The 26,320-nt window shown below is 50.9% G+C and carries 21 protein-coding genes; 8 read left to right on the top strand and 13 right to left on the bottom strand.

Annotation, left to right across the window (positions count from 1 at the left end):
• Nucleotides 1–22 precede the first annotated feature (22 nt).
• The 5 genes from J2T14_RS10395 to J2T14_RS10375 all read right to left on the bottom strand — a co-directional run bounded on the left by J2T14_RS10395 (nt 23) and on the right by J2T14_RS10375 (nt 3,773).
• On the bottom strand, nt 23–244 hold the full coding sequence (locus tag J2T14_RS10395; protein WP_307203350.1) for a helix-turn-helix domain-containing protein: 222 nt from the start codon (nt 242–244) through the stop codon (nt 23–25).
• A gap of 10 nt (nt 245–254) precedes the next feature.
• Nucleotides 255–737 carry a DUF2975 domain-containing protein gene (locus J2T14_RS10390; protein ID WP_307470508.1) on the bottom strand — a complete coding sequence of 161 codons (483 nt, stop codon included), beginning with the start codon at nt 735–737 and terminating at the stop codon, nt 255–257.
• Nucleotides 738–774: 37 nt separating this feature from the next.
• Nucleotides 775–1,254 (bottom strand): DUF2975 domain-containing protein, encoded by a 480-nt coding sequence (locus J2T14_RS10385; protein WP_307470506.1) that lies wholly within the window; start codon nt 1,252–1,254, stop codon nt 775–777.
• A 341-nt stretch (nt 1,255–1,595) separates the two neighbouring features.
• Nucleotides 1,596–2,990: a threonine synthase gene (gene thrC, locus J2T14_RS10380; RefSeq protein ID WP_307470504.1), complete on the bottom strand. Its 1,395-nt coding sequence runs from the start codon at nt 2,988–2,990 to the stop codon at nt 1,596–1,598.
• A gap of 129 nt (nt 2,991–3,119) precedes the next feature.
• Nucleotides 3,120–3,773, bottom strand: coding sequence for a pentapeptide repeat-containing protein (locus J2T14_RS10375; protein ID WP_307203355.1), 654 nt, complete (start codon nt 3,771–3,773; stop codon nt 3,120–3,122).
• Nucleotides 3,774–3,918: 145 nt separating this feature from the next.
• Between J2T14_RS10375 and J2T14_RS10370 the strand changes: the two genes are divergently transcribed.
• The 4 genes from J2T14_RS10370 to J2T14_RS10355 all read left to right on the top strand — a co-directional run bounded on the left by J2T14_RS10370 (nt 3,919) and on the right by J2T14_RS10355 (nt 8,294).
• Nucleotides 3,919–5,049, top strand: a complete 1,131-nt coding sequence (locus tag J2T14_RS10370) for a DUF3895 domain-containing protein (protein ID WP_307470502.1) — start codon at nt 3,919–3,921, stop codon at nt 5,047–5,049.
• 152 nt (nt 5,050–5,201) lie between these two features.
• Nucleotides 5,202–5,744, top strand: a complete 543-nt coding sequence (locus J2T14_RS10365) for a DUF4358 domain-containing protein (protein WP_307470501.1) — start codon at nt 5,202–5,204, stop codon at nt 5,742–5,744.
• A 5-nt stretch (nt 5,745–5,749) separates the two neighbouring features.
• The gene (locus tag J2T14_RS10360; RefSeq protein ID WP_307470499.1) at nt 5,750–7,132 is read left to right on the top strand and encodes an MBOAT family O-acyltransferase; all 1,383 of its coding nucleotides are present in this window, start codon (nt 5,750–5,752) and stop codon (nt 7,130–7,132) included.
• A 43-nt stretch (nt 7,133–7,175) separates the two neighbouring features.
• Nucleotides 7,176–8,294 carry a DHHW family protein gene (locus tag J2T14_RS10355; RefSeq protein WP_307470497.1) on the top strand — a complete coding sequence of 373 codons (1,119 nt, stop codon included), beginning with the start codon at nt 7,176–7,178 and terminating at the stop codon, nt 8,292–8,294.
• 461 nt (nt 8,295–8,755) lie between these two features.
• On the opposite strand, the gene J2T14_RS10350 is transcribed toward J2T14_RS10355, so the two are convergent.
• The 4 genes from J2T14_RS10350 to J2T14_RS10335 form a co-directional block, all read right to left on the bottom strand.
• Complete coding sequence (locus tag J2T14_RS10350; RefSeq protein ID WP_307470495.1) at nt 8,756–10,813, bottom strand: alpha-galactosidase; 2,058 nt, start codon at nt 10,811–10,813, stop codon at nt 8,756–8,758.
• A 107-nt stretch (nt 10,814–10,920) separates the two neighbouring features.
• Complete coding sequence (locus tag J2T14_RS10345) at nt 10,921–12,543, bottom strand: ABC transporter substrate-binding protein (protein WP_307470493.1); 1,623 nt, start codon at nt 12,541–12,543, stop codon at nt 10,921–10,923.
• Between the two features lie 119 nt (nt 12,544–12,662).
• Nucleotides 12,663–13,550, bottom strand: coding sequence for a carbohydrate ABC transporter permease (locus J2T14_RS10340; RefSeq protein WP_307470491.1), 888 nt, complete (start codon nt 13,548–13,550; stop codon nt 12,663–12,665).
• Nucleotides 13,551–13,574: 24 nt separating this feature from the next.
• Complete coding sequence (locus J2T14_RS10335) at nt 13,575–14,561, bottom strand: ABC transporter permease (protein ID WP_307470489.1); 987 nt, start codon at nt 14,559–14,561, stop codon at nt 13,575–13,577.
• A 214-nt stretch (nt 14,562–14,775) separates the two neighbouring features.
• Between J2T14_RS10335 and J2T14_RS10330 the strand changes: the two genes are divergently transcribed.
• On the top strand, nt 14,776–16,404 hold the full coding sequence (locus J2T14_RS10330; protein ID WP_307470487.1) for a response regulator: 1,629 nt from the start codon (nt 14,776–14,778) through the stop codon (nt 16,402–16,404).
• Nucleotides 16,405–16,425: 21 nt separating this feature from the next.
• Complete coding sequence (locus J2T14_RS10325) at nt 16,426–18,177, top strand: sensor histidine kinase (protein WP_307470485.1); 1,752 nt, start codon at nt 16,426–16,428, stop codon at nt 18,175–18,177.
• A gap of 181 nt (nt 18,178–18,358) precedes the next feature.
• On the opposite strand, the gene J2T14_RS10320 is transcribed toward J2T14_RS10325, so the two are convergent.
• Nucleotides 18,359–19,276, bottom strand: a complete 918-nt coding sequence (locus J2T14_RS10320) for a LysR family transcriptional regulator (protein ID WP_307470483.1) — start codon at nt 19,274–19,276, stop codon at nt 18,359–18,361.
• Between the two features lie 145 nt (nt 19,277–19,421).
• Between J2T14_RS10320 and J2T14_RS10315 the strand changes: the two genes are divergently transcribed.
• Nucleotides 19,422–20,438, top strand: a complete 1,017-nt coding sequence (locus J2T14_RS10315) for an alpha/beta fold hydrolase (RefSeq protein WP_307470481.1) — start codon at nt 19,422–19,424, stop codon at nt 20,436–20,438.
• Between the two features lie 69 nt (nt 20,439–20,507).
• On the opposite strand, the gene J2T14_RS10310 is transcribed toward J2T14_RS10315, so the two are convergent.
• On the bottom strand, nt 20,508–21,851 hold the full coding sequence (locus J2T14_RS10310) for a CARDB domain-containing protein (RefSeq protein WP_307470479.1): 1,344 nt from the start codon (nt 21,849–21,851) through the stop codon (nt 20,508–20,510).
• Between the two features lie 352 nt (nt 21,852–22,203).
• On the opposite strand from J2T14_RS10310, the gene J2T14_RS10305 reads away from it, so the two are divergent.
• Complete coding sequence (locus J2T14_RS10305; protein ID WP_307470477.1) at nt 22,204–25,101, top strand: RCC1 domain-containing protein; 2,898 nt, start codon at nt 22,204–22,206, stop codon at nt 25,099–25,101.
• Nucleotides 25,102–25,336: 235 nt separating this feature from the next.
• Here J2T14_RS10305 and J2T14_RS10300 read toward each other — a convergent pair whose 3' ends face one another.
• Together J2T14_RS10300 and J2T14_RS10295 are read right to left on the bottom strand one after the other, a co-directional pair.
• A complete protein-coding gene (locus J2T14_RS10300; protein ID WP_307203373.1) occupies nt 25,337–26,008 on the bottom strand; it encodes an NAD(P)H-dependent oxidoreductase in 672 nt (223 codons plus the stop codon).
• Between the two features lie 48 nt (nt 26,009–26,056).
• Nucleotides 26,057–26,293, bottom strand: a complete 237-nt coding sequence (locus tag J2T14_RS10295; RefSeq protein ID WP_307470475.1) for a hypothetical protein — start codon at nt 26,291–26,293, stop codon at nt 26,057–26,059.
• Between the last annotated feature and the right edge of the window lie 27 nt (nt 26,294–26,320).

The raw sequence follows: 26,320 nt of genomic DNA, 5'->3' as shown, positions 1-26,320 counted from the left end.
AAGGGATAGTGAGCTAAAGGACTCAAGACGTGCCGTCTTCGTCGCTTCTGTATTCCAAAATATCCCCTGGCTGACAATCCAAAGCTTTGCAAATCGCCTCTAAAGTGGAGATCCGAATCGCTTTTGCCTTTCCGTTTTTCAGTATAGAAAGGTTAGCCATCGTAATTCCGACCCGCTCGGCAAGCTCGGTCACGCTCATTTTCCGCTTAGCCAGCATCACGTCTATATTAATAATAATCGCCATATCATTCACCTCAGACCGTCAGGTCGTTTTCTGATTTGATATCGATAGCTTCTTTCAAGAGCCTTTGGAGAACAGCGGCAAATACAGCAATCACCATGGAGGCAAAGACCAGCACCATTCCAATTACGATGACACCCGGCGCATCGTCCCTCTCCGCAAAAAGATAGAAGATCGGCATGCCTAACACGAAAATGCAGCTGATGATAATCGCACAGTATTTGATATTTTTTAACACGCGTACGGACAGTTCCGAGAAAGCATTGTTCATGTCGATATAGTTCAAAAGCTTAAATGCTTGATACAGGGCAAAGTAAAATGGGATCGCCGCTCCATAAAAAACGATATAAACAAGATATTTCAAATACGAATGATCCGGATACAGCTCTACTGTATAATTCGCTATCTCCGGCACTGCGAATATGCATAACGCAAGTATTGGAAGACCGATAACAACAACAGCCGCCTTTAAAAAGAGTGTCGTTCCCCGTTCCATAAAAAAGCCCCTCGCTTATTGTAAATTTTAATTCATTTCAGACCGTTAGGTCATTTTCTATTTTGATTCTTATGGCATCTCGCAGAACCTTCTGCAGAACCGCAGCAAAGGATGCAATGACGCTTGAAGCAAAGATGAATAGCACTCCCAGGGTAATAATGTGCGTGATATCGTCGTCAATAAACACCATGACGAACAGCACGCCTAACGCAATGAACGCAGCTATTGCGATGCCGCAATGCTTGATAGACCTCAGAGCCCTAACCGATAATTCCGAGAAGGCTTGGCCCCGATCGATGTAGCTTAAAAGTTTCAACGTCTGAACCAATGCTGCAAAAAAAGGGATAGACAATAAATACGAACACACCAAAAACGGATATTGCAAATAACTGTCCTCCGGGTGGGCTTCCGCATCTCCGCTCGCAATCCACGGCAACAAGAAGATACATACTGCAAGTGCCCCAAGGCCAAGTAGCACGACAACCCCCTTCAGGAAAAAGGTAGAACCTCGTTTCATCAAACACCCCTCCTTTCGATATCTCGATATTGAATTTAGCACATTATTTATCGTTTTACAATATATTTTAATCGTAAAATGGTTTGTTGTTATCGTTTAGCGCATCACCTCCACCCTTTGAAAAGGAGCTGTTACATCTTTTTCATCTATCTGTTGAGTACCTGCTGTCCTTTCGTCGCTGTAAGTGCATACGTGCACTTACAGACGGGTAATATTTGTGACCTCGATGCTGTAAGTGCATATGTGCACTTACAGCGTCCGCTCGCGCTTTGCGGCAGCAAAAAACCGCTGCATAAGGATTTCTCCTTACGCAACGGCTTCATATGCGCTGCCCCAGCGCTTTAGGCGTTATAGAATTTAAGCAGTTCGCTAACAACATCCGGCAGCGAGCCGTCGACCCGCGTCTGGCGCTGTTCTTTCTCGAACAACGACGAGATTTGCTCCGGATATTGCTGCTCGATGCCGCAAAGGCGGATTGCCTCGTCGAACTTCGCCGGATGCGCAGTCGCCAGAGATATCGTCACCAAGCCGTCGCCGCTGTATTTGTTAGCTGCAGCAACGCCGCATGCCGAATGCGGATCAAGCAGGTAGCCTGTTTCCGCTTTGTATTTCGATATCGTATCGAGGCATTCCTGTCCTTGGACGCCATGCGCGCCGAACTCCGATTGCACCTTCGCAAGAGCGTCGCCGGAAATGACGATTTGCCCTTCCGACTTGAACTGGTTCATCAGCTCGCTGATCTTCGCAGCGTCTTCGCCCAGCACATAATACAAATAGCGCTCGAAGTTGCTTGCTACTTGGATATCCATCGACGGACTGTAGGTCATGCGGAAGTCGCCTGGCTTGTACACGCCCTCCAGCACGAAACGTTCCAAAATATTGTTTTCGTTCGTTGCCAAGATCAGCTTGCCGATTGGAAGCCCCATCCGCTTCGCCATGTAACCGGCGAAAATATCGCCGAAGTTGCCCGTAGGAACGCTGAAGTTCACTTCGGCGGCTCCCGTTTCCTTCGCCACTTGGAAGTACGCGTAGAAGTAGTAGACGATCTGCGCCATAATCCGGATGAAGTTGATCGAGTTGATCGCCGCCAGATGGTTATTGGCCTTGAAGTCCAGATCGTTGAACAGCTCCTTGATCATTCCTTGGCAGTCGTCGAAGTTGCCTTCTACCGACAGATTAAGCACGTTGCTGTCAAGAACGGTCGTCATTTGCAGCTCCTGCACCTTGCTCACCTTGCCGTGCGGATGCAGGATGCAAATCTTAATCCCTTCCTTGCCCTTCACGCCCTCGATCGCCGAAGCGCCGGTGTCGCCGGACGTCGCGCCGAGAATGTGAATTTTCTTGCCCTGCTTGCGGGAAACGTAGGTGTACAATTGCCCCATGAATTGCAGCGCAATGTCCTTAAACGCGAACGTTGGGCCGTGGAACAGCTCAAGCAGGTACAAGTCGTCGGTCAGCTTGCGCACCGGCGTCACTTCCGGATCGCGGAAGCTTGCATAGCTGGCATACACCATTTCCTTCAGCTCGTTTTCTGGAATTTCGCCGTTCGTGTAATACGAGAAAATAGCAAGTACCAGCTCCTGGTAGCTAAGCTGCTGCCATTCCTTCAACGTACTTGCGGGAACAACCGGGATCTCGCTTGGTACGAGCAATCCTCCGTCATTGGCAAGTCCCATCAGGAATGCGTCCAAAAAACCGATTTTCCCAATCTTGCCCCTAGTGCTTACATACTCCATCTGTCTATGTCCTCCTACATGATATTGCATCGTCAACTTCATTAGCTTTAATCATTATAAGTAAGACAGGCCCTTCACCTCAAGCTTATTCGCAAATATCGCCGTCTTTTTCTACCTATTGTAAGCTTTCTAGTCCTCATTCACAACTAAACCGAACATGGTCGCGAACGACGACGATTGAAGCGGTGAAATGATGCAGCCCTGCAAATCCTCTATGTTAACGCTCAAGCTAGCGAAATCGCAGCTGCTAAGATCCATGCCGCGAAGCTTCGTTTGCGCAAATTGCGCGCCGTCGATATTGCATTCTTGGAGCGAAGTCTGCGCTAACGTCATATTGGATAAGTCCGCTTTTCCGAATGAGCTCTTCACCAGCTTGACCTGCTTCGTATTCGAGAAGCGCAGCACCGCATAATCCGCATAACATTCATCGAACAGCACGTTGCGCAGCGTCGCTTCGGTCAAATCCATGCCAAGCAGCTTGCATTCATGAAACGTCACTCTATGGAAAATAGCCCCGTTCAAATCGATATTCGACAGATCGCAATTGTCGAACCTGACATCCGTCCATTCCGACTTCGGCAGGCTTGTTCCTCGAAAAACGACATTTTGAAACGATATACGATCGAAGCACACGCGATAGCCTGTCTGATTGTCCACTTCGCTATCCCGAATGACGCAATCGCTGATCGCATATTCGTCGGACAGCTCGTAGGCATCGATTACTCTTGACTCCATCGCTGCCGGCAATTTCGGCGCTTCTACCTTCACTTTCGTGCCTGACATGCTCTCGTAGCCTCCTCTCGCTGCGGCACCTCTCTTGCTTGGGGCGCCGACCCTTATTATATAATGAAAGGACAGGCTAAGCACCTATCCGAATATGGTATAGTTGATATAACGGTTAAAACTCACGATGAGAGGGGTGCAGACGATGAGCTATGAGCTAACGATTGAGCAGCGTGATCAGATTATGGCCCAGCTCTCGGAGGAGCAGCGGCATTTCATTCATCATGTGCTCGTCAGAGGCAGAAGAACGTTATTCGCCAGACAGCTTGCCCGCGTAAAAGTCCAATTCATCCCCGAGGATGCCGAATTCGAAGAAATACAGGCGTTTATAGAAGAATGGGACTACCAGGGATTCACGGACAGCGGCGAAGTATCTCCCTTAACGAAATGCGAATGCGGCAGATCGTTGAGATATCAGCACAAAGTGCTTCATGTGCCGACGAATACGATTCGTTACTTCGGCATAGAGCATCTGCAGCTTCATACGGGCATTGACGCCAAAGCGGTTAGCGCGATTCTAAAAGGGTTCGACGTGCTCGACGGCGAGATGAACGAGGTGCTCGGAAAGTACAGGGACGGTTGGCGGATCGAGCATCAGGTCTATTTGCCATTCCCGGAAGGTTTCCTCGTGCCCGAAGATATCCAGGAGCATCTGCAGGTTAAGCTGCCGCTGCTTGGACGACAGTTGATTCGGCTGCGCGCCAAGCTGCGCGAGCTCGAGAAGCAGAACAGGCTCGAGCGAATTGAAGCTCTGCCGAAAGAAACTAGCGCCTCGTACCGTCAGCCTTTCGGCAATGGATCCTCCTTCGCCGACGAGGACAGAGACACGGCGGATCATGCAGCTTTCACGCTGCCTGCCGGGGACGAACCTGCTCCCCAGCAGGCGGCCGACGAACCAAGCTTTATGGCGGATGATGAAGGCCAAGGCATGTTCTTATTCGATCTTTTCGAGGAGGAAGCAGCACCGGCACCTGCTCCTGCTGCGCTGCCCGCCTACGTACCTGTGACGGAGCCTTCTAAAGCCAACCTCTTCCGGCTAGGCGCTTCGTCTCAGCGGATCATCGACGACGCGCTTCATCGCGGCCGAATAAGCGCCCGTTCCGTATCCGAATTTCTGATCGAGCAGAAGCTTGCCAGCGACAAGCGGATGTCCTCCGGCAAGCCGGACATCTACATTGCCGTTGCCGCTTATTTGGACAAGCTGACCTTTGAAGGCCGCTGCAAGCTCGTCGACTTTAGCACGGAGGATCGAACGTATACGGCGGTTTACAATTGACGTGAAAGTCGCTCTCAAGCAGAGCGGCTTTTTTTGTTGTGGAGTTCGAGCAAGAGCATACAATTCCAAAATATTCATTGCAACAATTGCTGCGTCCTCAACGTTTGAGGCTATATGAAACGCAATAATAGACAACAAGGAGATCAGACACGATGAAAAAAACGTACATGGCACTACTGCTCACGATCATATTAGGACTTATGCTTACCGCTTGCTCAGGTGGCAATGGGGGCAAAAACAACAGTGCAAATAATGAATCCGACAATACGCAACAAGAAGATAAGGTAACCGAACCGACGCAAACGACAAAGGAAATGATGGATGCCATGCTCGCGACAATCGAACCGCCGGCGCTTATGGAGCTGCAAGGCGACATGCTGGCGCAAATGTACTACCTTGATGCGGCTCTGCTTGACCAATATACGATTATGACGCCGATGATGAACATTAAGACGAACGAGGTTGCCATAATCAAAGTGAAAGATGCAAAGGATGTTCCTGCGGTCGAGGAAGCGATCAAGAAACGTGCGGGCGACGTACAGAAGCAGTTCGAAACTTACCTCCAAGATCAATACGAAAACGCCAAGAACTACAAGCTTGTCACGAAAGGCAAATATGTTCTGTTCGTTATCTCGGACAGTGCGGAAGCCGATAAGCTCGTAGCCGAATTCGAAACCTTCTTCGCGCAAAAATAACGTTTATGGTATTCAGCAGCCTATTATTCCTATTCATCTTCCTGCCGGCGGTATTGCTGCTCTACTTCAGCTCTCCGTGGCGGATCAAAAACTTAGTGTTGTTCGTTACAAGCCTCATCTTCTATGCATGGGGCGAGCCGATCTACATTGCGATCATGCTGCTGTCGACGATCACCGACTACTTCTTCGGCCTGCTGCTCGGCAGGCCGAATATAAGCGCGGGTAAGCGCAAAGGGATCGTCGTCGTCTCGATCCTCATCAACCTGACGCTGCTCGGATTTTTCAAGTATGCCGACTTTCTTATACACAACATCAACGCGCTGCTTGGCACGAGCATCCCGCCTACGGATCTGCCGCTGCCGATCGGCATCTCGTTCTACACGTTCCAGTCGATGTCCTATATTATCGACGTCTATCGCGGAACGGCGAAGGCGCAGCGCAACTGGCTCGACTTCGGTACGTTCGTCGCGCTCTTCCCGCAGCTTGTCGCCGGGCCGATCGTTCAATACTCGACGATTGCCGAGCAACTGCGGCATCGGACCGTCACGATGGAGATGTTCGCCGAAGGGGTTCAGCGCTTTATCATCGGACTGGCCAAGAAAGTGCTGCTGGCGAACAATATCGGCCTGTTATGGGACGGGATTTCAAGCAACGGTCCGGATACGCTGACCGCAGTAACGGCTTGGATCGGCATTATTGCTTTCGCGTTCCAGATTTACTTCGACTTTAGCGGCTATTCCGATATGGCGATCGGTCTCGGCCTTATGTTAGGCTTCCGATTCAACGAGAACTTCAACAAGCCGTATTCGGCACGAAGCATTACCGACTTCTGGCGGCGCTGGCATATTTCGCTCGGCACTTGGTTCCGCGACTATGTGTACATCCCGCTCGGCGGCAACCGCCACGGCATCTGGAAGCAGCTTCGCAACATCTTGATGGTATGGCTGCTGACGGGCATATGGCATGGAGCGAGCTGGAACTTCCTGCTTTGGGGGCTGTACTTCGGGGTCGTGCTCATCTTCGAAAAATGGATCGGACTGCGTTTATTGCAACGCGTGCCAGCCTGGGTTCGGCATTTGTACGCGATTGTATTGATCCTGCTCGGATGGGTGTTTTTCGCATTCGAGGACTTGCCGCAGATGGGCGCTTATTTCACGGCGATGGCTGGCGCAAACGGGCAGCCGCTATGGGATAACAACAGCTTGTACCTGTTGTATACGAATGCGGTCTTGTTGATCTTTCTAATTGCAGCATCGGTGCCGGCACGGAGGAGCAGAACGATCGGCGCTGGCGGCGCTCGTCTCGTCTGGCACGGCATCCTGTTCTTCTTGTCCGTCGCCTATCTCGTCGATGCAACGTTTAATCCGTTCTTATATTTCCGCTTCTAGGGGTTGTTCCAGCTATGAAGAAAACAAATGCCGGCGTATACGTATGGGGATTCGCCGGAAGCTTGCTCATCATGTCGGCGTTGTTCTTCTCTCTGCGAAACAAGCTTTCTCCGATACGGAGAACCGCAGCCTGCAGGGCAAGCCCGAGCTTTCTTGGAACAATATATGGAACAAGAAGTTCGCCGAGCAGGCGGAGAACTACGTGACCGACCACTTCCCTTACCGGGACAACTGGGTATCCGTCAAATCCGCCATGGAGCAGCTTCGTCTGCAGCAGGAAAACAACAGCATTTTCAAAGGCAAGGATGGTTACTTGTTCGAGAAGTTCTCGAAGCCCGATTATGCGCAGATCAAGGAGCTGACCGATGCCGTCAAGGCTTTCGCCGAAGCTCATCCGGCGTCCGGCATGACGTTTCTGCTCGCGCCCAATTCCATTGGCGTATACGATAACCGGCTGCCATGGCTCGCAGAAGCTTATCCGCAGGCGTTGGTTAACGACTATATCGCGAAGCAGCTGGCAGGCAGCATAACGTTCATGGACGGATTCGATATGCTCAAGCCGCATGCCGCGGATGAAAAGCCGATCTTTTACCGGACCGACCATCACTGGACGTCGTACGGCGCATACTTGGCTTATGCGGCTTACGCCAAGCAGATGGGCTGGGCGCCTCTGCCGGAATCCGAGTTCGTCATCGAGACGGTGACGGACAGCTTCTTGGGCAGTTATCATACGCGCAGCCAGTTCACCGGCCTGAAGCCGGACTCGATCCAGGCGTATAAGCCGCTGAATCAGGCAGCAACGCAAATGTATGTCGCGGATTCGGATGAGAAGTTCGACAGCATGTACGATAAGAGCTATCTGGATAAGAAGGACAAATACTCCTACTTCCAAGGCGGCGTCCATGCGCTTATGACGCTTAAGACGAATATTGATCCGGAGTATGCAGATAAAGAGAAACTGCTCGTCATCAAAGATTCGTATGCTCACAGCATGCTGCCTTTCCTTACGCAGCATGTGCCCGAAATCCATGTCATCGACATTCGCTACTACAACGGCAGCATCGCCGACTATATGGAGCAGAACGGTATCGAAGACGTCTTGCTGCTGTTCAACACCACGACCTTCATCACCGAGCGCAATATGCTGAAGCTGAAGTATTGATGCGATACGCTCATGCAGCCCCATGGGAGACACAGCAAATTTCTCAACCTATCCCCTCCCTTATGTGCCGATTCATCCTCCCTTCTACATCGGCGCGCCACAGCTAAGTTGGATTATCCATCTTATTTCCTGAATTTGAGCTCATTTGCTCGAAATAAGATGGATTTCTCTACCTATACACCCCTTATCCCTTCCTTATGTGCCGATTCATCCTCCCTCTACATCGGCGCGCCACAGCTAAGTTGGATTATCCATCTTATTTCCTGAATTTGAGCTCATTTTCTCGAAAATTAGATGGATTTCTCTACCTATACACCCCTTATCCCTTCCTTATGTGCCGATTCATCCTCTCTTCTCCGCTAGCGGAGGAGGATGGATATAAGCTTGGCTATTTAAATAGGGGCAATAGAGAAGGCTTTGCCAGCGAGCCATTAATTCCCGCCAGGAAAGCCCTTCTTCGTTTATTTGTAGAACAGCAGCTTGGATTCGGCTGCTTCCAAAGTTATGGCGTGCTCGGCCGTGCCCGGCGTCAGGCTGTATTCGCCGCCCGACCATAGGTCGCGGACGGCAACGCCTTTCGCTGCGTCGATGCCGACGCGCGCGAGGTCGACCGTCTTCGACTGACCGTTCGCGGCGTCGAAGTTGAATACGGCCACGTATACGCCGCCGTCGCCGGCTAACGTGAACAGGTCCTCGCCCTTCGTGCCGCTGCGGCCTTCCGCAGGACGGAACGTCTCGCCGCGGCGCGCGAGCGTCATGACCGCCTTGTTCGTCATCCATTCCTTCGCGCGGCGCGCCGCCTCCTTCATCCGGTAGTCGTCACCGAGCAGCAACGACGTGCCGGCAATGACGCCCGCGTTCAACCGGCTTCGTCCCTCCTGCTCCGAGGTGGCGCGCTGATTGTCGCTCTTGTACAGCACGATATGGTCGGGATCGTTGAAGCGGTACAGGTTGTCGCTGATCCACCAGCCGTATGTCACGGCGTTCAACATATATTCCGTATCGCCGATCGTTCCGAACGCATCGCAGGAGACGCGTCTGCTATGCGCATAACCATGCGGGAACAGCGGGGCAATCGACAGGTTGATGAGAAATTCGCGGCCGATCCGCGCAGGGCTTAGCGCCTCCGCGATGGCGGCCATGCCGGCGTTGTATGCTTGGATGCCGGTCCGCACGGACGGATCGTGATGCACGCCTTCCATCGCGCCATGCGCAAGGAAGTCCATTTTCAAATATTCGAAGCCCGCAGCGACAACCTCATCCAGTTTACGCATAATTCGGGCAATCGCTTCGGGATGCGAAGGGTCGATCGGGAACGCGCCGTCCAGCTTCGGTAACGGATTCCCCCCGGCGTCCTTGAGCAAAATTTCCCGGTACAGTACAGCACCGTCCGTTCCTTCGACCGGCATATCCGGATTGCTTCCCCAGAACGCGAACGGCGTATAATACGTGCCCGGCTTCTGGCCGTTCGCCTTCACGCGGCGCACGGCATCGGCAAGCTGCTCCGCCGTCAAGTTGTCCGAGAAGGCATCGAAGTTAACGTACAGGCTGCCGCTATCGTCGGCAAAGCCTTCCCCTTGCAACGCCGAGGCGAAGAAATCCGACGTATGCGTATATACGTCGTAATCGAGCTTCGCCATGACGGCCGACCAGCTGTTCCAACCCATCGGCACGCCGCCGGACCAATTCAGCGCTGGCTTCACAATGGCGTTCGCTTTGCCGTAAGCTTCCATGCCCTCGCGATAATCGAGATACGCGCCGACGAATATCGTTGGCGAGACAATGCTCTCGCCCCGCAGCGAACCGTGCGGCACGGTATCGCGAGTCTGCAGGTCGGCAACGCCGGCAATTACCCGTAACCGGCCTATGGTAGAAGTAAATGTACCTTCAACGTCGATCGCCGTTTTCCACGTATCATGCGTCACCGAACCGAACACGAAGCCGCGGCGCGACTCGGAACGGTAGACGGCCGTCGCTTCGTAGCTGCGGACGCTGTTCTGATTGGCATGCGAGGCGAAGCGCACCCACTTGTCGTTATCGTACGGGATGAACAACGCCCGTACTTCGGCTTCCCCGGCCTCATCGCCGAAGTCGAGCACGCCGCCGTCATTCAAGTAAGCGGCGATCGGAGTCAGCTCATTGGTCTCCCACTCCGCCTCGCCTGCCGCTTCCAGCTCGACAAGCGCATACGGCAGCCCTTCGTATAAGCGAATGTGCTGACGGAGCTGCGGCTTGCCCGGTTCGGCATGCTCGAAGCAGAAGCACACGCCTTCTCCGAAGCCGTCCGCAATCGGCAGCACCGATTCCGCATGCACGTCATGCTTGCCGTACAGCGACGACCGCACCGTCTCCCAGCCGAATCGAGCTTCAGAATAAAGGCCGTTCAACGACTGTCCATCCTTCCAAGCAAGCGATAGCGTCCCTTCCGCAATATTCGCCGTTACTTTCACAATGCCGTTATCCGCGATGTAAGCGGCATGATCCTTCTCCAGCTTGATTTGCCCAATGACCGTTGTCATGAGTAATCCTCTCCCCCTATTGGTATGTTGGGACGCTTCTGGCCCGAAAGGAAAAGGCCAGCAATGCTGGCCCTCCATTTATTAAACAATCGATTCTAACCCGCCTATTACTGCCACAATTCGGAACGAACCGCAAAGTTAGCCGTATACACCGCTTCTACTTTCTCGTCGCCGGCCGCCTTCATGTCGGACAACATTTTGTCGAAGATCGCTCCCGCTTCCTCGGCAGAAGGCGCCATGATCGCTTTCGTGATCGCCTGCCTCGTAATATCGTTGATCTTCTGCTCGTTCAGCGCTTCGGGCGTGCCGCCTTGCGGGCTTAAACCGTCGTAGATCGCCGTGTCGAACACCGAATCGGACAAGTTCTTGATCGCCATCTGGTCGATCGGGGAACGCTCGTAACGGCCTGGAAGATCGTAGGGCGTACCGTCGGCGCCCGGACCGTTCTTGATGAACCAGGTCCACTTGCGAATGCCCGTTTCCTTCGTGTAAGCCGCCCAGTCGTCCTTGAAGCTTTGGAGCACTTCCGGACGCGGCGTATGCTTGCCGTCCTTCATATCCCAGTGCGTGCCTTCAATCCCCCACATCAGCAAGTACTGGCCTTCTTCGCTGGCCAGGAAGTTGATGAACTGCATCGTGCGTTCCGGATTTTTGTTCTTCTTCGTAATCGCGATCGCGTCCCAGCCAAGGGAGCTCCGGCCGCCATACGTCGTTTTCGACGGATCGAGACCGTCGGCGACGACTTTGTAAGCGAATAGCTGCGATTCCTCGCCGATGTCCTTTTTAATGATCGTATTGGAGTTGCCAAGATCCCAGTACGCGCCGGTCGAAGAGAAAATCGTGCCTGTCGCGATCTTCTGCTCCCATACTTGGCGCTTGTTGATCGCCCATTCTTTGTCCATCAAGCCCGAGCGGTACAGATCGTTCATGTACAGGATCATGTCGCGGTATGCCGGATTTTTCACATCGTATTGCAGCTTGCCGTCTTTCTCGTAATAGTTGGTCAGGCCGAACATGCCTTTGAACGTGCCCATCGTGCCGCCGAAGTTCTCGCCGTCCATCGTAAGGGCGATCGTGTCTTTGCCGTCGATTTGCGGATATTTCGCTTTGAAGTCGCTCAGCAGCTTCTTGAATTCGGTCGCCGTGAACGGCACGCCGCCTTCCGCTTTGTCCGGAGCGAGCTCCTTCACGATATCCTTGCGCATATTGAAGCCGAATACCGGCTCATGCTCAAGGCCGTACCAGTTCGACAGGTAATAGTTGTTTCCGTCCTTATAGCGCGTCTTGTTCAGCACATCTCCGTACATTTCGGATACGTCATGGCCGTAATCTTCAATCAATTTATTAAGCGGAATAATAGCGCCGGCTTCGATATATTTCGCCACCAGATCGCTGGAGCGGTCGAACATGATCATATCCGGAAGGTCCTCGCTCGCCAGCATCAGGTTCAGCTTCTCCGTCGGGTTGCCGGTAGGCTGTTGAATTTCGATCGTAACGCCGGTTCGTTTCGTTATCTCTTGGGCGATTTGGTTATCGAATTTGTCGCCCGTGTTTTTATCGAAAAACGTAATCGTAATCGGCTCCGTACCCGGTTCGTTGGTGCCTTCGGCGCCATTCTCCGCGTTGCTGCCGTTGCTTGGTTTATTGGATGAGTTCGAAGCGCATGCGGACAATACGGATACCAACATTACGGCAGTGAGCATCGAGAGCAGCCATTTCTTTGCGTTCATGCAAAATCCCCCTTATTCGTTGTCGTCATTTTATCAGAAAAACGTTTCGTACTCCTAATAGATAATAGATCCGGCCGCAACACCTCCCTTAAGTCATTCGCCCTCAGCCTGCAGACGAATCAGCTCTTAACCGCGCCCAGCGTCATGCCTTTGACAAAATACTTCTGCAGAAACGGATACACCATGATGATCGGCAGCGTAGCGACCATCGTCGCCGCCATCCGGATCGTATCCGGCGATACGGCCAGCCGCTTGGCGGAGTTGGCCATCTGCTGCGCGTCCCCGACCATCGAACCCGTCTGGTATTGGTTCAGAATCTTAACGAGCACCGCCTGCAGCGTCTTCAGCCCCGGATCGTAAGTGAACACGTACGAATCGAACCACGAATTCCAATGGCTGATCGCGGTGAACAGTCCGATCGTCGCAAGCACGGGCGTCGTGAGCGGCAGGATGATGCGGAAAAATATCTGCAGATAATTGGCGCCGTCGATTTTCGCCGATTCGTCAAGCTCCTGCGGCAGTCCCTGCATGAACGTCCGGATGATGATCATATAGAACACGTTCATCAGTCCCGGTACGATAAAGACCATAAAGTTGTCGATTAAGTGGTAGTTTTTGAGCACCATATAATAAGGGATCAAGCCGCCGCCGAAATACATCGTGAACACGAAGTACAGCATCCAGAAGCGGTTCGCCACCAGCTCCCGCTTGCTCAGCGCGAACGACAGCATGCTGATCGTCATCACGGCCAGCGGCGTACCGACTGCCGTTCGCAGCACCGTCACCTTAATCGCCATCCATATTTCGCTATCGGATAAGATTTGTGCGTAACTCGCCAGGCTGAATTCCCGCGGCCATAAGTACAAGTTGCCCCGCAGCGTATCCTCCGCGCTGTTCAACGAAATAATGAATATATTCCAGAATGGATAGAAGGTCACGACGAACACCGCAACGATAAACGCATAAACGGCGGTCATAAAGAGAAAATCTTTCTTGTCTTTCACCATGGCGCTTATCTCCTCTTCGTTTTGCTAGAACAAGGACTGTTCATTCATTTTTTTGGCCATCTGATTCACGCTGATGACGAGTATGAAAGCCACGACCGATTTGAATAAGCCGACAGCCGCACCGTAAGAGAACATGCCGTTCTGCAAACCATACTTGTACGTGTACGTGTCGATGACTTCGGAATATTGCAGTACCGTGTTGTTCTGGAGCAAATATTGCTGATCGAAGCCGGCATTCAGAATGCCGCCGACCGCAAGGATAGCTAAAATAATGATCGTCGGCCGGATCGACGGGAGCGTAATGTGCAGCATCTGCTTCAGCCTGCTCGCTCCGTCCACCTTGGCTACCTCATACAGTTCAGGGTTGATCGCCGAGATCGCGGCCAAGTACATAATGGCGTTAAAGCCCATATCCTTCCACGTATTCGAGATGGCGATGATCCACCAGAACAGCGGCCCTTTCTGCATGAACTGGATCGGTTCGTCGACGATTCCGAGTCCCGTCAGCAGGTTGTTGATGACCCCGCCGGAGGATAACATCGTGACGATGATGTTCGCGGCGATAACCCACGAAATAAAGTGCGGCATATAAGAGACGGTCTGGAATGTCCGCTTGAACCAGCCGTTACGCAATTCGTTAATCATGAGCGCCAGTATGATCGGCATAGGGAATCCGAACAAAAGCGACAGGAAGCTCTGGGCGAGCGTATTGCGCATGATTCGGACGAAGTCGCCGTTCGTGAAAAAATATTCGAACCATTGCAGTCCTACGAAGTCGGTCGTGAAGAACTGTCTGAAGAACGACCCGCCGCCCGGCTGATAATTAATGAATGCCATATACAGCCCGAACATCGGCACATAGGAGAACATGAAAGTCAGAATAATCGCCGGCAGCATAAGCACGTACAGCAAGCGCTGCTCCTTCAATCTGCCGAGCAGTCCGCCCCCTCGAGGCTTACGGACGGCAGGCGCGCTGCGATGGTTAGGTTGCGCTTTCGATAGCATGGACATCGTGTAGCCTCCCGTAAATGGTTTGCGCTTTCTTTGCTTCGTGTCCTCATTATAGGTCCGGCACTATAGCCGTTCTATATAAGGATTTAACAATTCGTGCTACAAACCCACACACTTCCTCTTCCTCCGTTGTTGAATAACGGCATTGCCGTTACACTGGAGGAAAGCGCAGCATCAATGGAATGATATTCATGAAAAAAAGGCGGGTGGCTACATGTACAGCGTGCTGCTGGTCGACGACGAAGCGATCGAGCTTGAAACGATGGTTCACTATGTGCCCTGGGAGCAAGTGGGCATTCGCGTAGCCGGAACGGCGCGCAACGGCAAGGAGGCGCTTGGCAAGCTGGCCGAGCTCAAGCCCGACATTATCGTAACCGATGTGCGAATGCCGATTATGGACGGCCTCGAATTCGGACGCCGGGCGAAGCAAATCGACAAGAGCGTCAAGCTCATTTATTTAAGCGGTCATAATGAATTCCAATATATTAAGTCGGCGCTTAATATTGAAGCGGCCGGCTACGTGCTGAAGCCGATCGATATGGAGGAGCTGCTCGCGCTGCTCGAGAAGGTGAAGAAGAAGTGCGACGAGGAACAGCTTGCGGGTCAAGGCGGCGGTTGGCTGCTGGAGAGGCTGCTGCTTCGAATCGTGCGCGAGCCGCTTGAGGAGCGGCGCATGGAATGGATTCGCCAGTGGGAGAGCCAGGCATCGGGCTTCACGGCTCATCTACCTTACGGCGCAGTGTACATGACGTTCGAGCTGCCGGCTTTTCCGGGCGGCATGCGTTCCGCCGTCACGGCGATTCGCGATGCCGCTGACAATGAAGGCACGGCATCCGAAGCTGCGGCGTTAGGCGAGCTAGCTTACGATGCGGCGGAGTGCGCGCGCGCCGTGCTGAAGCAGAGGCTGGACGCCGCGATCGTGCTGGAGACCGGCGCGAGCACGTTGTTCGTCCTGTTTCAGGGCAAGTCACAGCAATGGGAGCACTCGTACTGGGAGCTGTTGCGTGAAGAACTATCGCAAGCGGTTGGCGGTAACGTGGATTTATCGATTGGGTTGTCCAACCCGTACAAGGGCTTCCCCCTGCTCAAAGAAGCTTACGAGGAGTCGAAGCGATGCAATGACGAGAAGCTTTATCGGCAAGCAGGCGCTGTCATTTCCCCCGGCACGGTATCGGGGGTAAAGCAATCGGAAGAACTTAACGCCGAGCATGCCGTTGCCGCTCTCATCGGAGCGATTTCAGCGTCCGAGGCGGATCGTGTCTCGCAGGTGTTAGACGATTGGTTCACCGGGATGAGACAAGACAGAATCGAGCGGAACTACGCCGTAAGGGCCATTATTCAGCTTCTGACCTCTCTGGAACAACACTTCGCAATGCTTATGGCCGGCACCGTGCGAGACCATCTGCTTGCCGATCATTGGAAAGAGCTGTCGACGCTTCCGACGATCGCCCATTTCCATGCGTATACGCTGCGCTTCTGCGGCGAGCTGCTGAAGGCGGCCAGCGAGCGAGATCTCGACCGCAATCAATCGGTGGCTGACCAGATCACGAAGCTTATTGCCGATCGCTATCATCTGCCGATCACGGTAGAGGACATTGCGAAGGAGGTATACTTGTCGCCGAACTACGTTCGCTCTATTTTCAAAGACAAGACGGGCGAGACGATTCTCGATTACTTGACCCGTATCCGCATGGGGCATGCCTCCGAACTGCTCAAGGACCGGTCCTTGAAGGTACGCGAGATTGCCCATAAGGTCGGCTACGAGAACGTATCCTACTTCTGCTCGGTATTCCAGAAGCACAAAGGCAGCACCCCGAACGAGTATCGCAAAATGCATCTATAGGCTGGAGTGGAGCGTGCGCGCATGAGAATGAGAAAACTGTCCGGCTGGCTGATGAAGCCTTTGTACAACTGGCGGCTTCGCGAGAAGCTGTTCGTCATGTTCCTGCTCGGCGGCATCCTGCCGCTGCTCTTCTTCGTCTTGTACTCTTATTTGACGATTCGCAGCGAGCTGTCCGACCAGATGGTGGCGAACACCGCTTCGACCGTCGCGCAGATCAACTCGAACCTTGAGAACAAGCTCGATACGTATACAAAGCTGTCCGCGACGGTATACCTGGACAGTACGCTGCGCGCGTATTTAACGAACGATTATTCGAAGGATCCTTCCCTTTTCGTCGATGCCTACAAATATATCAACAACTCGTTCGTTAACATGTTGACGACGAATCCGGACATCGATTCGATGTCCATCTACATCAACAACGACACCTTGCCCGCCGACGATCTTTTTATCAAAAAAATGGACGAGACGTTTCGCCAGTCTCTTGCCTATAAGTCGCTCAGCGGCAGCTTCGGCAACGTCCGTTTCGTGACGTCGCCTTCCGAGCCGGACACGCCGCCGATGTTCACGCTCTCGCGCATGCTGAATATCAACAGCATGAACAACGCGTACGGCGTACTGACGATCAATATTTTGGAATCGGATATTTTCCGGCTTATGGAGAAGGAATCGTCGGACAAGACGGTGCTCATCATGAATGAGCAAGGGATCGTCATGTCGGCCAAGGACAAAAGCTTGCTGAATCAGCCGATCGGCCTTCCGGATGTTTTTCCCGCCGGCAGCGGGGGGAGGTTCGACAGTACGTATAACGGAGAGCATGTGCTGGTCGTCTACAACACGACTAAATATGGGTGGAAGAGCGTTTCGCTTATTCCGTACAGCAGCTTCCTGTCCAAAGCGAACTTGGCCGCCAAGCGCATCTTCACTTACGCGATCGCCAGCCTCGCCGTCATGGCTCTGCTCATCTACGTAACGGCGCGGCTGTTCACGAAACGGGTGGAGACGCTTGTCGGCATGATGAGGCGGATCGAGAAGGAAGAGTTCGAGCTAACCGACATCCGCCCGCTCGGCCGCGACGAGATCGGACAGATCGGCAACGCCCTGCGCAAGATGGGCCAGCGGCTAAGCTCGCTCATCTCCGACGTGTACAAGAAGGAGATCGACAAGCGGGAAGCGGAGCTGAACGTGCTGCAAGCGCAGATCAATCCGCATTTTCTGTACAACTCGCTCGCTTCGATCTCGTCGCTTGCGATCCGCAATGCGGACCCGCGCATGAACAAAATGGTGACCGATCTCGCGAAATTTTACCGCATCTCGTTGAATAAAGGGAAGAACACGTTATCCGTTCATGAAGAGCTGCAACTGACAAGGTACTACATTTCCATCCAGCAAGTGCGGTTCGGCAACCTGCTGCGCGTTCACTTCGATATCGACGATGCGGTACTGCCGTGTCCGATCATTAAGCTAACTCTCCAGCCCTTCGTCGAAAACTGCATCAATCATGCGATCTGGGATCATGAGCGTGGCGTGAACATTACGATCCGCGCCTGCCGCGACGGCAGCGACATCGTTCTTAAGGTGATCGACGACGGCATGGGCATGCGGCTCCGGGGAGACAGCGAACTGCCGCAGAGCGGCGACAATCTGTCGGGCTACGGCATCCGCAACGTCGACAACCGGATCAAGCTGCTGTACGGCGAATCCTACGGCGTCTCCATCTTCAGCCGACTCGGTATCGGCACGACCGTGTCGATCCGCATTCCGGGCAGATGAGCCTGCAATTCAAGCTCTCAGATGAGCAATAAGATGCGAAGTTGTTCAAAGAAAATAAAGGATTAAATGGACCTCGATAAAGGAAACAGCGGTAGCCATGGACCAGAAAAAGTCCAAGACTACCGCTTTTTATTTGACTATCGTTCTTCGTCGTTTTTCATCGCTTCGGCCGATTTGCTTATCATTGTTCCTTCTCGGTTTTATTCTCCTGCTCTATAGCGATAACCTCCCTTGCTGCTTCTATGAAAGATAACATGATTGGTGAAAGCCACTTGTCTTTATGCCATAACATCTGTGTATACACGTGCAAGTCCGGAATTTGCCATGGAAGAGCAATAAGTTCGCCCCGTTGAACTTCGGCTTCCGCCGTTATTTCAGGAAGAAAGGCAATACCGATTCCCGCAATTGCACATTGTTTAATGGCTTCGGCATTTTGAAACTCTAAATACGTAATGCTATCAATGCCTTCTTTCTCAAATCCCCGGTCAAACATAGTTCGATAGGTACAACCCTTTTCATTAGTCAGGAACACTTCTCCGTGAAAATCTTCCAGCTGCAGTGCAGTTAGTTTCGCGAGTGGATGGTCTGGAGCGGCAAAAAATCGGAAAGTTTCTTCCAGCAACGGTTCCACTGCAAGTCCCGTTGAGCGAATGGGTTCGTCCAACATAAAGACGACATCCGCGGTTCCCTCAAAGAGGGTTTGCTTGAGTTGCTGATTGGAAACGGAGCGGAAGATGAGACGCACTCCCGGATGGCGCGAACGAAATAGGCGAAAGACAACTGGAAGTCGATAGGCGCAAAGAACCTCGTTGGCACTTATCGTTAGGGTGCCGCTTAGATTTTCATTGTCATGAACGGCGCTGCGAGCTTCATCCAATTTGTCTAGAACGCTTTGGATATGAGTTAAAAAGCGATTACCCGCAGTTGTGAGAACGAGCTGTTTGCCCAAGCGGTCAAAGAGACGAACACCAAGCTCATCCTCCAATGCTTTTATTTGCATCGTGACGTTGGAGGGGACGTAGTTCAACGCTTCCGCAGCCCGACTGAAATTTAATGTTGACGCAACCGTGCGGAACGTATTCAGTTGGCGCAATTCCATCCTACTATCCCCCTTTTTACGTTCAAAAATATTGAATACTGCTTTGAAATTCATTCACTTTTATTGAAAGTATCACAGATCTATACTAGCAACAAGAAATACATTTTAAATGTATGGTTTCATTTTGAAGGGAGCAAACAATACGATGGATTATGAGATTTTTGATTTGGGTGACGTAACCTTGCAATCAGGAGTGACGTTACCGAGCGTTTTTCTTGCTTATAAGACTTATGGAAAATTGAATGAAAAGAAAGATAATGTCATCGTCTATCCAACTGCTTTTGGCGACCGGCATGTTCAGAACGAATGGTTGATTGGAAACGGCATGGCACTAGATCCGCAAAAATATTTCATTATCGTTCCAAATCTGCTGGGAAACGGATTATCTTCGTCTCCCAGTAACACGCCACCTCCATTCGACAGGGCTAATTTTCCGCAGGTAACCATCTATGACAACGTTAGATTACAGCATCGGCTGGTGACCGAAAAATTCGGCATTCAAAAGATCGCTCTGGTAGTTGGATGGTCAATGGGAGGCATTCAATCATTCCAATGGGGGGCAAGTTATCCAGACATGGTAGAACGAATTGCACCTTTTGCCGGAGTTGCAAGAACTTGGCCCCAAACGTATGTGGTCCTAGAAGGAATGAAAGCTCCGCTCATGGCTGCGGCCCACTTCGATTCAAGTAAACTAAACCAGTTGACTTCTGCAGACATGCGCGCCGTTGGCCGTGTCTATGCGGGATGGGGCCTATCGCAGGCGTTCTACAGAGAGGAACTTTATCGTGAGCTGGGATATGACTCATTGGCAGATTTTGTGGCTGGCGTCTGGGAAGATAGCTTTATGAAGATGGATCCGCACAATGTCCTGGCCATGTTATGGACGGGCCAATTTGCAGATATTAGTGCAAACCCCTCCTATAACGGAGATTTCGATGAGGCGCTCAAAAGCATTAAAGCGCTTGCCTGCGTCATGCCAGGGAGCACGGATCTCTTCTGCACGGCGGACGATAACGAATACGAGGCTAAGCTTATACCTAATGCTGTTTTGAATCCTATCAAGTCAATCTGGGGCCATTTAGCCGGTCGCGGAATCAACAGTGCCGATAATAAATTTATTGATGACAACCTAAAACGCTTGTTGGCGCTTAAAATTATTTGAAATTCGTTCCAAAAAAAAGCTGTATGGCATCTGGGAGCATACTCCCGTTCTGCCATACAGCTTTTTCGATTATTGAACGGTTAAAACAGGTGGGGTATCGGCTGCCGGCACTCCTTCGCATAAACCGGAGTAACTGTTGTATAGCCCCCAATTCCGCGTTGCATTGCCCGGCTCCCGGGGATCGACATAATCCCAAGCGTTGTAAAACGGCGTCAAAGCGATGGAATAGCTATTGCCGTAAGTGGTACCATTATCCGATAAAATATCGAAATGGACTGAAACCGTTTGTTTTGCTCCTAAATATTCATCGCTGATCGCTTTGTAATTCCCGGATTCCGTTTCCCAACTGGATATATGGTCAATAAATTGAACGACTTCCACATGGGTACCCTTTGAATTTTGATAAGCCCGCACCGACGTACTCGTCGATGGATCAGATCCGGACCAATAGATGTAACCGTCCCTTGTCTCCTCATAAGACAAAGTCACGTTTGCTGTCTTTTTCTTGCCCGTTTCGCTGGTCAGCGTCAGTTTTACTTCTTCCGGGTTGATTCGATCAGGGGTAAAGGAATATACGCCGAACGTTTCCGAAGAGCCTTTTTGATGAGATTCGCCGTTTTCGTTTTTCCAGTTGATTTCATAATCGGATGTGTAATCGTAATGAGAACGGTACTCCACGGTTTTGATATTTTCAACGGCTTCAACAGTAAAGGTCAAATCATTGTTGGAATCGTCATAATCTCCCGGTTCCGCTCCGGTAATGTTCACTTTAAGCGAATATGTTCCGGCCTTGGCAAGAGTGAGCATAAAAGAGGCTTGTTCTTGTCCTCCTGCATTCACCGCTAACTTCTCTGACGTATTGAGCACATTGGAACCATCAAGGATCTGCACGTTTGCAGCAGCGCCGGCATCTCCGTTCAGTTCTTTAATATTCGCTGTTACGGAGAATGGCTCATTTACTTTGACTTTATCAGGCGCTTGCACTTCAGCGATAACAAGGTCCGGTTTGAGCAGGACGTTTGTTTTTCCGCTTAACACTTCCTCGTCCGCTGTCTGATCGTTTTGTACATGAATCCTTGTTTCTAACGATTGGTATCTTTCAACATCATTGAGCTTTATGTCGGTTAGTTCCGGGGAAGCGGCAACGTTGAAAAGATTCTTGGTGTAGATGAGTTTTCCTTCCAAATCGTAGGACTTAAGCTGGATTTTCTTGAGTATGTCCGGGGGGATATTATCATTTGATTTAGGAGTAATCTTGACATACAAATCGGTTACGCTGTCTTTTCCTTTTAATGCTTGCAAAGCAAGGTCATAAGAGTTTTTCGCACCTTCATTCGCAGGCACTGCAGATACGGTCCCTACGTTGAAGAGCAGCAAGAGAAGCACCATAAGCACTGACAACATACGCTTCATAACAACATCTCACTTTCATTTACAATAAATGTCTCTAATTATCTTAATATTTATCAAAGACAAGCGCATCCCTCCCGAGAACCATAAACCTGGCTCGTTGTAAAAGAATATCCATACCCTAGTCCCGATGTTGGATACGCGCTTCTAAGCTATTTTCAAGACTGCCAATTTCCATGCGTCCAAAATTATTGACAATAAATTCATAATAAAGTGCTGTTGGGACGATCTTTAGTCTTTTATCTTTACCCTGTGTTATGACAAATGATCCAGATTTGTATAGTGCAACGGGCAGATCAATAGATTTCCGTAATATGGTAGATTTAAGGTAGATTAAAGATGGGAGTGAAGATTGATGAAACGACGGTTTTTGCTTTTAGTTTGTGCCTTTCTGTCGCTGACGCTGCTTGTACCCTTTCAGGCAGCAGCCGCCGAGGCCGGTTCCGCGGTAGCAGCAGAGAGCTTGAATTCGGGTGTAACGATGGTTGCAGGAGGAACGGATCATACTCTCGATCTAAAACAGGACGGAACGGTATGGGCGTGGGGAAACAATGAATATGGCCAACTGGGCGATGGAACTACGATAGATCGTTATACTCCAGTTCAAGTGCAGGGTCTCGATTCGGTTGTCGCCATCTCTGCGGGTAGCGGGTTTAGTATGGCACTCAAAAGTGACGGAACCGTCTGGGCGTGGGGAGGGAATTGGAATGGTCAACGGGGCGATTCAAGCGTGCCCTACCGTAATATTCCCGTTCAGGTAACCACTCTAAGCTCCGTGGTCGCCATTGCTTCAGGGCATTATCATAATTTGGCGGTAAAAAGCGATGGAACGGTATGGGCGTGGGGGTGGAATATCCACGGTGTACTGGGCGATGGGAGGTGGAATATCCACGATGCTGCAGTGGGCGAAGGAAGCATGAACGGTAGTTCTTCCCCCGTGCAAGTACAGGGTCTCGGTTCGGTGGTCGACGTTGCAGCGGGTCATCTCCATAGTTTGGCGCTTAAAAGCGACGGAACCGTCTGGGCGTGGGGTAACAATGACTCAGGCCAACATGGGGTGCCCGGCGGCTTAACCTTCAACGATGGACCCTACACAACCACCTACCGTCATACTCCTGTTCAAGTACAGGGTCTCGATTCGGTATCCGCTATCGCGGCGGGTTATTCGCATAGTTTGGCACTCAACAGCAACGGAACCGTCTGGGCGTGGGGATCGAATAGTTCTGGCCAACTGGGCGATGCAAGCACAACAACCCGTTATACTCCCGTTCAGGTAACCAATCTCGGTTCGGTGACCGCCATCGCTGCGGGCTCTTCGCATACTTTGGCGGTGAAAAGCGATGGAACCGTCTGGGCGTGGGGAGATAATTTTTCTGGCGAACTCGGCGATGGAAGCACGACCGGCAGTTCTTCCCCCATTCAAGTATCCGAGCTCGATTCGGTGTCCGCCATCGCGACGAGTGATGGTTCGCATAGTTTGGCGGTGAAAAGCGACAGAACCGTTTGGGCGTGGGGGAATAACTATTTAGGCCAACTCGGCGATGGAACCACGACAAACCGTTATACTCCCGTACAAGTTGCCAATCCTGAAGCGCCACAGTGGCCTGAGTACGATGTGCTGACGGTTACCGATGTAACCTATAACAGCGTACGGCTGAATTGGCAGCATGCCACGGATGAAACGGGTATAGACAAGTACTTGGTATACCAAGACAACAAGCTGCTGATTACTCTGAACGGGGACGTGAACAGCTATGAAGTGAAGGGGCTGTCTCCAAATTCGTCTTACCTCATTTCACTGATCGCCGTCGATGCCGATGGCAACCAAAGTGTGAAACAAGAAGAGACGGTCACTACTGCTGCAAATATTCCGATACCAGAAGCAGAAACGCTGCTTTACCGGTTTAACGGAACCATTCTAGACTTTGACCAAAGTCGTATCATTTGGAAAGAGACCGGCGATAAAGTGCTCTGGCTGTACAACCGTACTGATAATAGCCAAACAAAAGTTTACGATGCCAACGGGTCCAATCTTACCATTAGAACTGCGAAGCTATCCGCTGACGGCGTTGTGTATTCCATATCCGGCACTGGGACTCATTACTGGCAGGACGGCGCGGTTCAAAATAGTTGGGACACATTGGACACGGCGAGACCGTACGAAGTAAAAGGGAATTTTGCGGTATTTGGCCACATCGTTGTGAATGTAAAGACGAGAGAGTCCCGTTACCTGCTGAACTCGAGTTTTAAAAATAGGAACTCATTTGATCTGTCGGCTGACGGAACGGTAGTGTATGAGTTCAATAACGGCATTCGCCGCCACCTCCCCGACGATACGTTCACGACGTTTAATCCGCCTTCGCTCGAATACCCTAATACTTACAACGGGCCTTTGACGGACGGAAAAAACATACTCTACAACGCATACACGGAATATGAAGGTTATTCTAAGTGGTCGCTTCAAGTTCGCAGCGCCGATGGCCAGGTTACCTCGATAGCCTTGAACCCTATCGATAATGCGGATTATTATTCGACCGACCCGAGAACATCGTATCAGATTAATAACGGATGGATTGCCTATAAGGAATATAACAAGGAAATAGAGCGTTGGACCGTAAGAGTCCGGTCGCCGGAAGGCGAGACAAAACAAGCTTATACAGCCCCTAAATGGTGGCAGTTGACCGGCGTTCCGCTCTCCATCAAGCAGTTGGGATCGGACGGCACGGTAGCGTACACCTTTAAAGACACAACTTACCTTTATTCCGCCCAAGAAGGCAAACTCTTGTATTCCTTCAACGGTCCGGGGGAGTTGCAGTACCGGGATGGCGTTTGGTACCGGATTGACGGCAGTTCATTGTATCAGGTTGATCCGAACAAACTCCAGCTTTCCGATTCCAAAACTTATCAAGCCGACGGATCCAATTATGAGTATTCGTTATATTACGGGTACATTTCGTCCTCAGGACAAGAGTTGAGCGGATCTTGGAGCCCCCCCGAAGGTTTCCATGGAGTCGTTAAGGTCTCCATGATTTCCCCGGAAGGGGAAGATTATGACCTTAGTCTGGAGGCCGTGGGCGAAGGTAACCGATTGCCGGAAGATACGACGAAGCTCCCGGATGGTACCGAGTACAGTGCTGCCGAGGTACCCGGAGGTTATACAGCGGAGTGGAGGGTTAAAGGACATACGGACCAAGATTATAGTCCGGATAAGAAAGTTTTCGTCTATGTGAGCATCAAATATGACAATCACTGAAGATATCGCTATGTTTACGGAAACTTAATGGCCGGCCGCGGGATCGCCCCGCGGCCTTGCATTTGGTTGGCAGGACGCATGAAAGTTAATCCGTTCTTTCATGGTAGTTGAATGAAAAAAGCAACCGATCCCTCAGACCGGTTGCCGTCGCTTTGCATTCAACTATCGTACCGAGGGAGCTTAAGCACCTGTTAACGAACTATGTCACCTGATGCTGAGAATTATCATGTTAATTTTATCGCCACTCAACAATCTCATCGAGATTTTGTCTTGTTTTTGGACGTTTAGGATCCTCTTGACGATATCCGAAAGCGACCATACAGGCTACACCGAAATCGTCACCGTTAATGATACCCTCATTTTGTAAAATAGCAGTCACCTGCTTTTTATCAAAACCTTCGATCGGGCAGGAATCAATACCGATTTGAGCCGCGGTTGTCATCATGTTTCCCAATGCTATATATGTTTGTTTGCTTGCCCATTCAAAAATGAGACGGTCATTATCTTCGAGTTCGGTTTCAACAAAGGATTTATAGAAATCGGAAAAACCTTGCACAACTTCTTCAGGCATATGATGAATGTCTTTCATCATTTTGATTACGTGATCCGAATCATGCCTTAAGCCTTCTTTTTTTCTGGCCAATATAACTACAACATGGCTGGCTGTGGGCAGTTGTCCCTGGGCACCGCCAGATACCGGTTTTAATTTATCGCGAAGGGAAGCATCCTGGATCACGACAAACTTCCACGGCTCGAAGCCAAATGAACTCGGAGACAATCTTCCTGTCTCCAAAATAAAGTGAAAATCTTCATCCGAAATCTTTTTGTTGGAATCAAATGACTTGCAAGCATGTCTGAACTGGTAAGCTTTTAAAATTTCTTGTTTTTTACTCTCCGTTCCTATCATGTGGAATCAACCTTCTTTCTTTTTTTTGTAAACAGATTTTTCGGACAATCACCGTTTTATCTCTTTGATAACCAATCCGCTATAATTGTAACCAATTTTTGGATTAATGTCCATTAAAGTCTCTTCTGATTGACTTGCTTCTTTTACTAAACTGCCAGTTAACTCAACAACTAGGCAGCCGATCGTCCCAAGTCTAAATTCACCGATTACAGTTTTGCCATCAGATTTATGCAAAGGAATTGATATATAGTCCAGATTTTCTTTTGGAATCGATTTCCCAAACACTCCAATGATCTCCTTTATAAAAAAAAC

This window comes from Paenibacillus harenae, from assembly GCF_030812415.1.
GTDB lineage: Bacteria > Bacillota > Bacilli > Paenibacillales > Paenibacillaceae > Pristimantibacillus > Pristimantibacillus harenae_A.
This window is presented reverse-complemented; position numbering and strand designations above follow the sequence as displayed.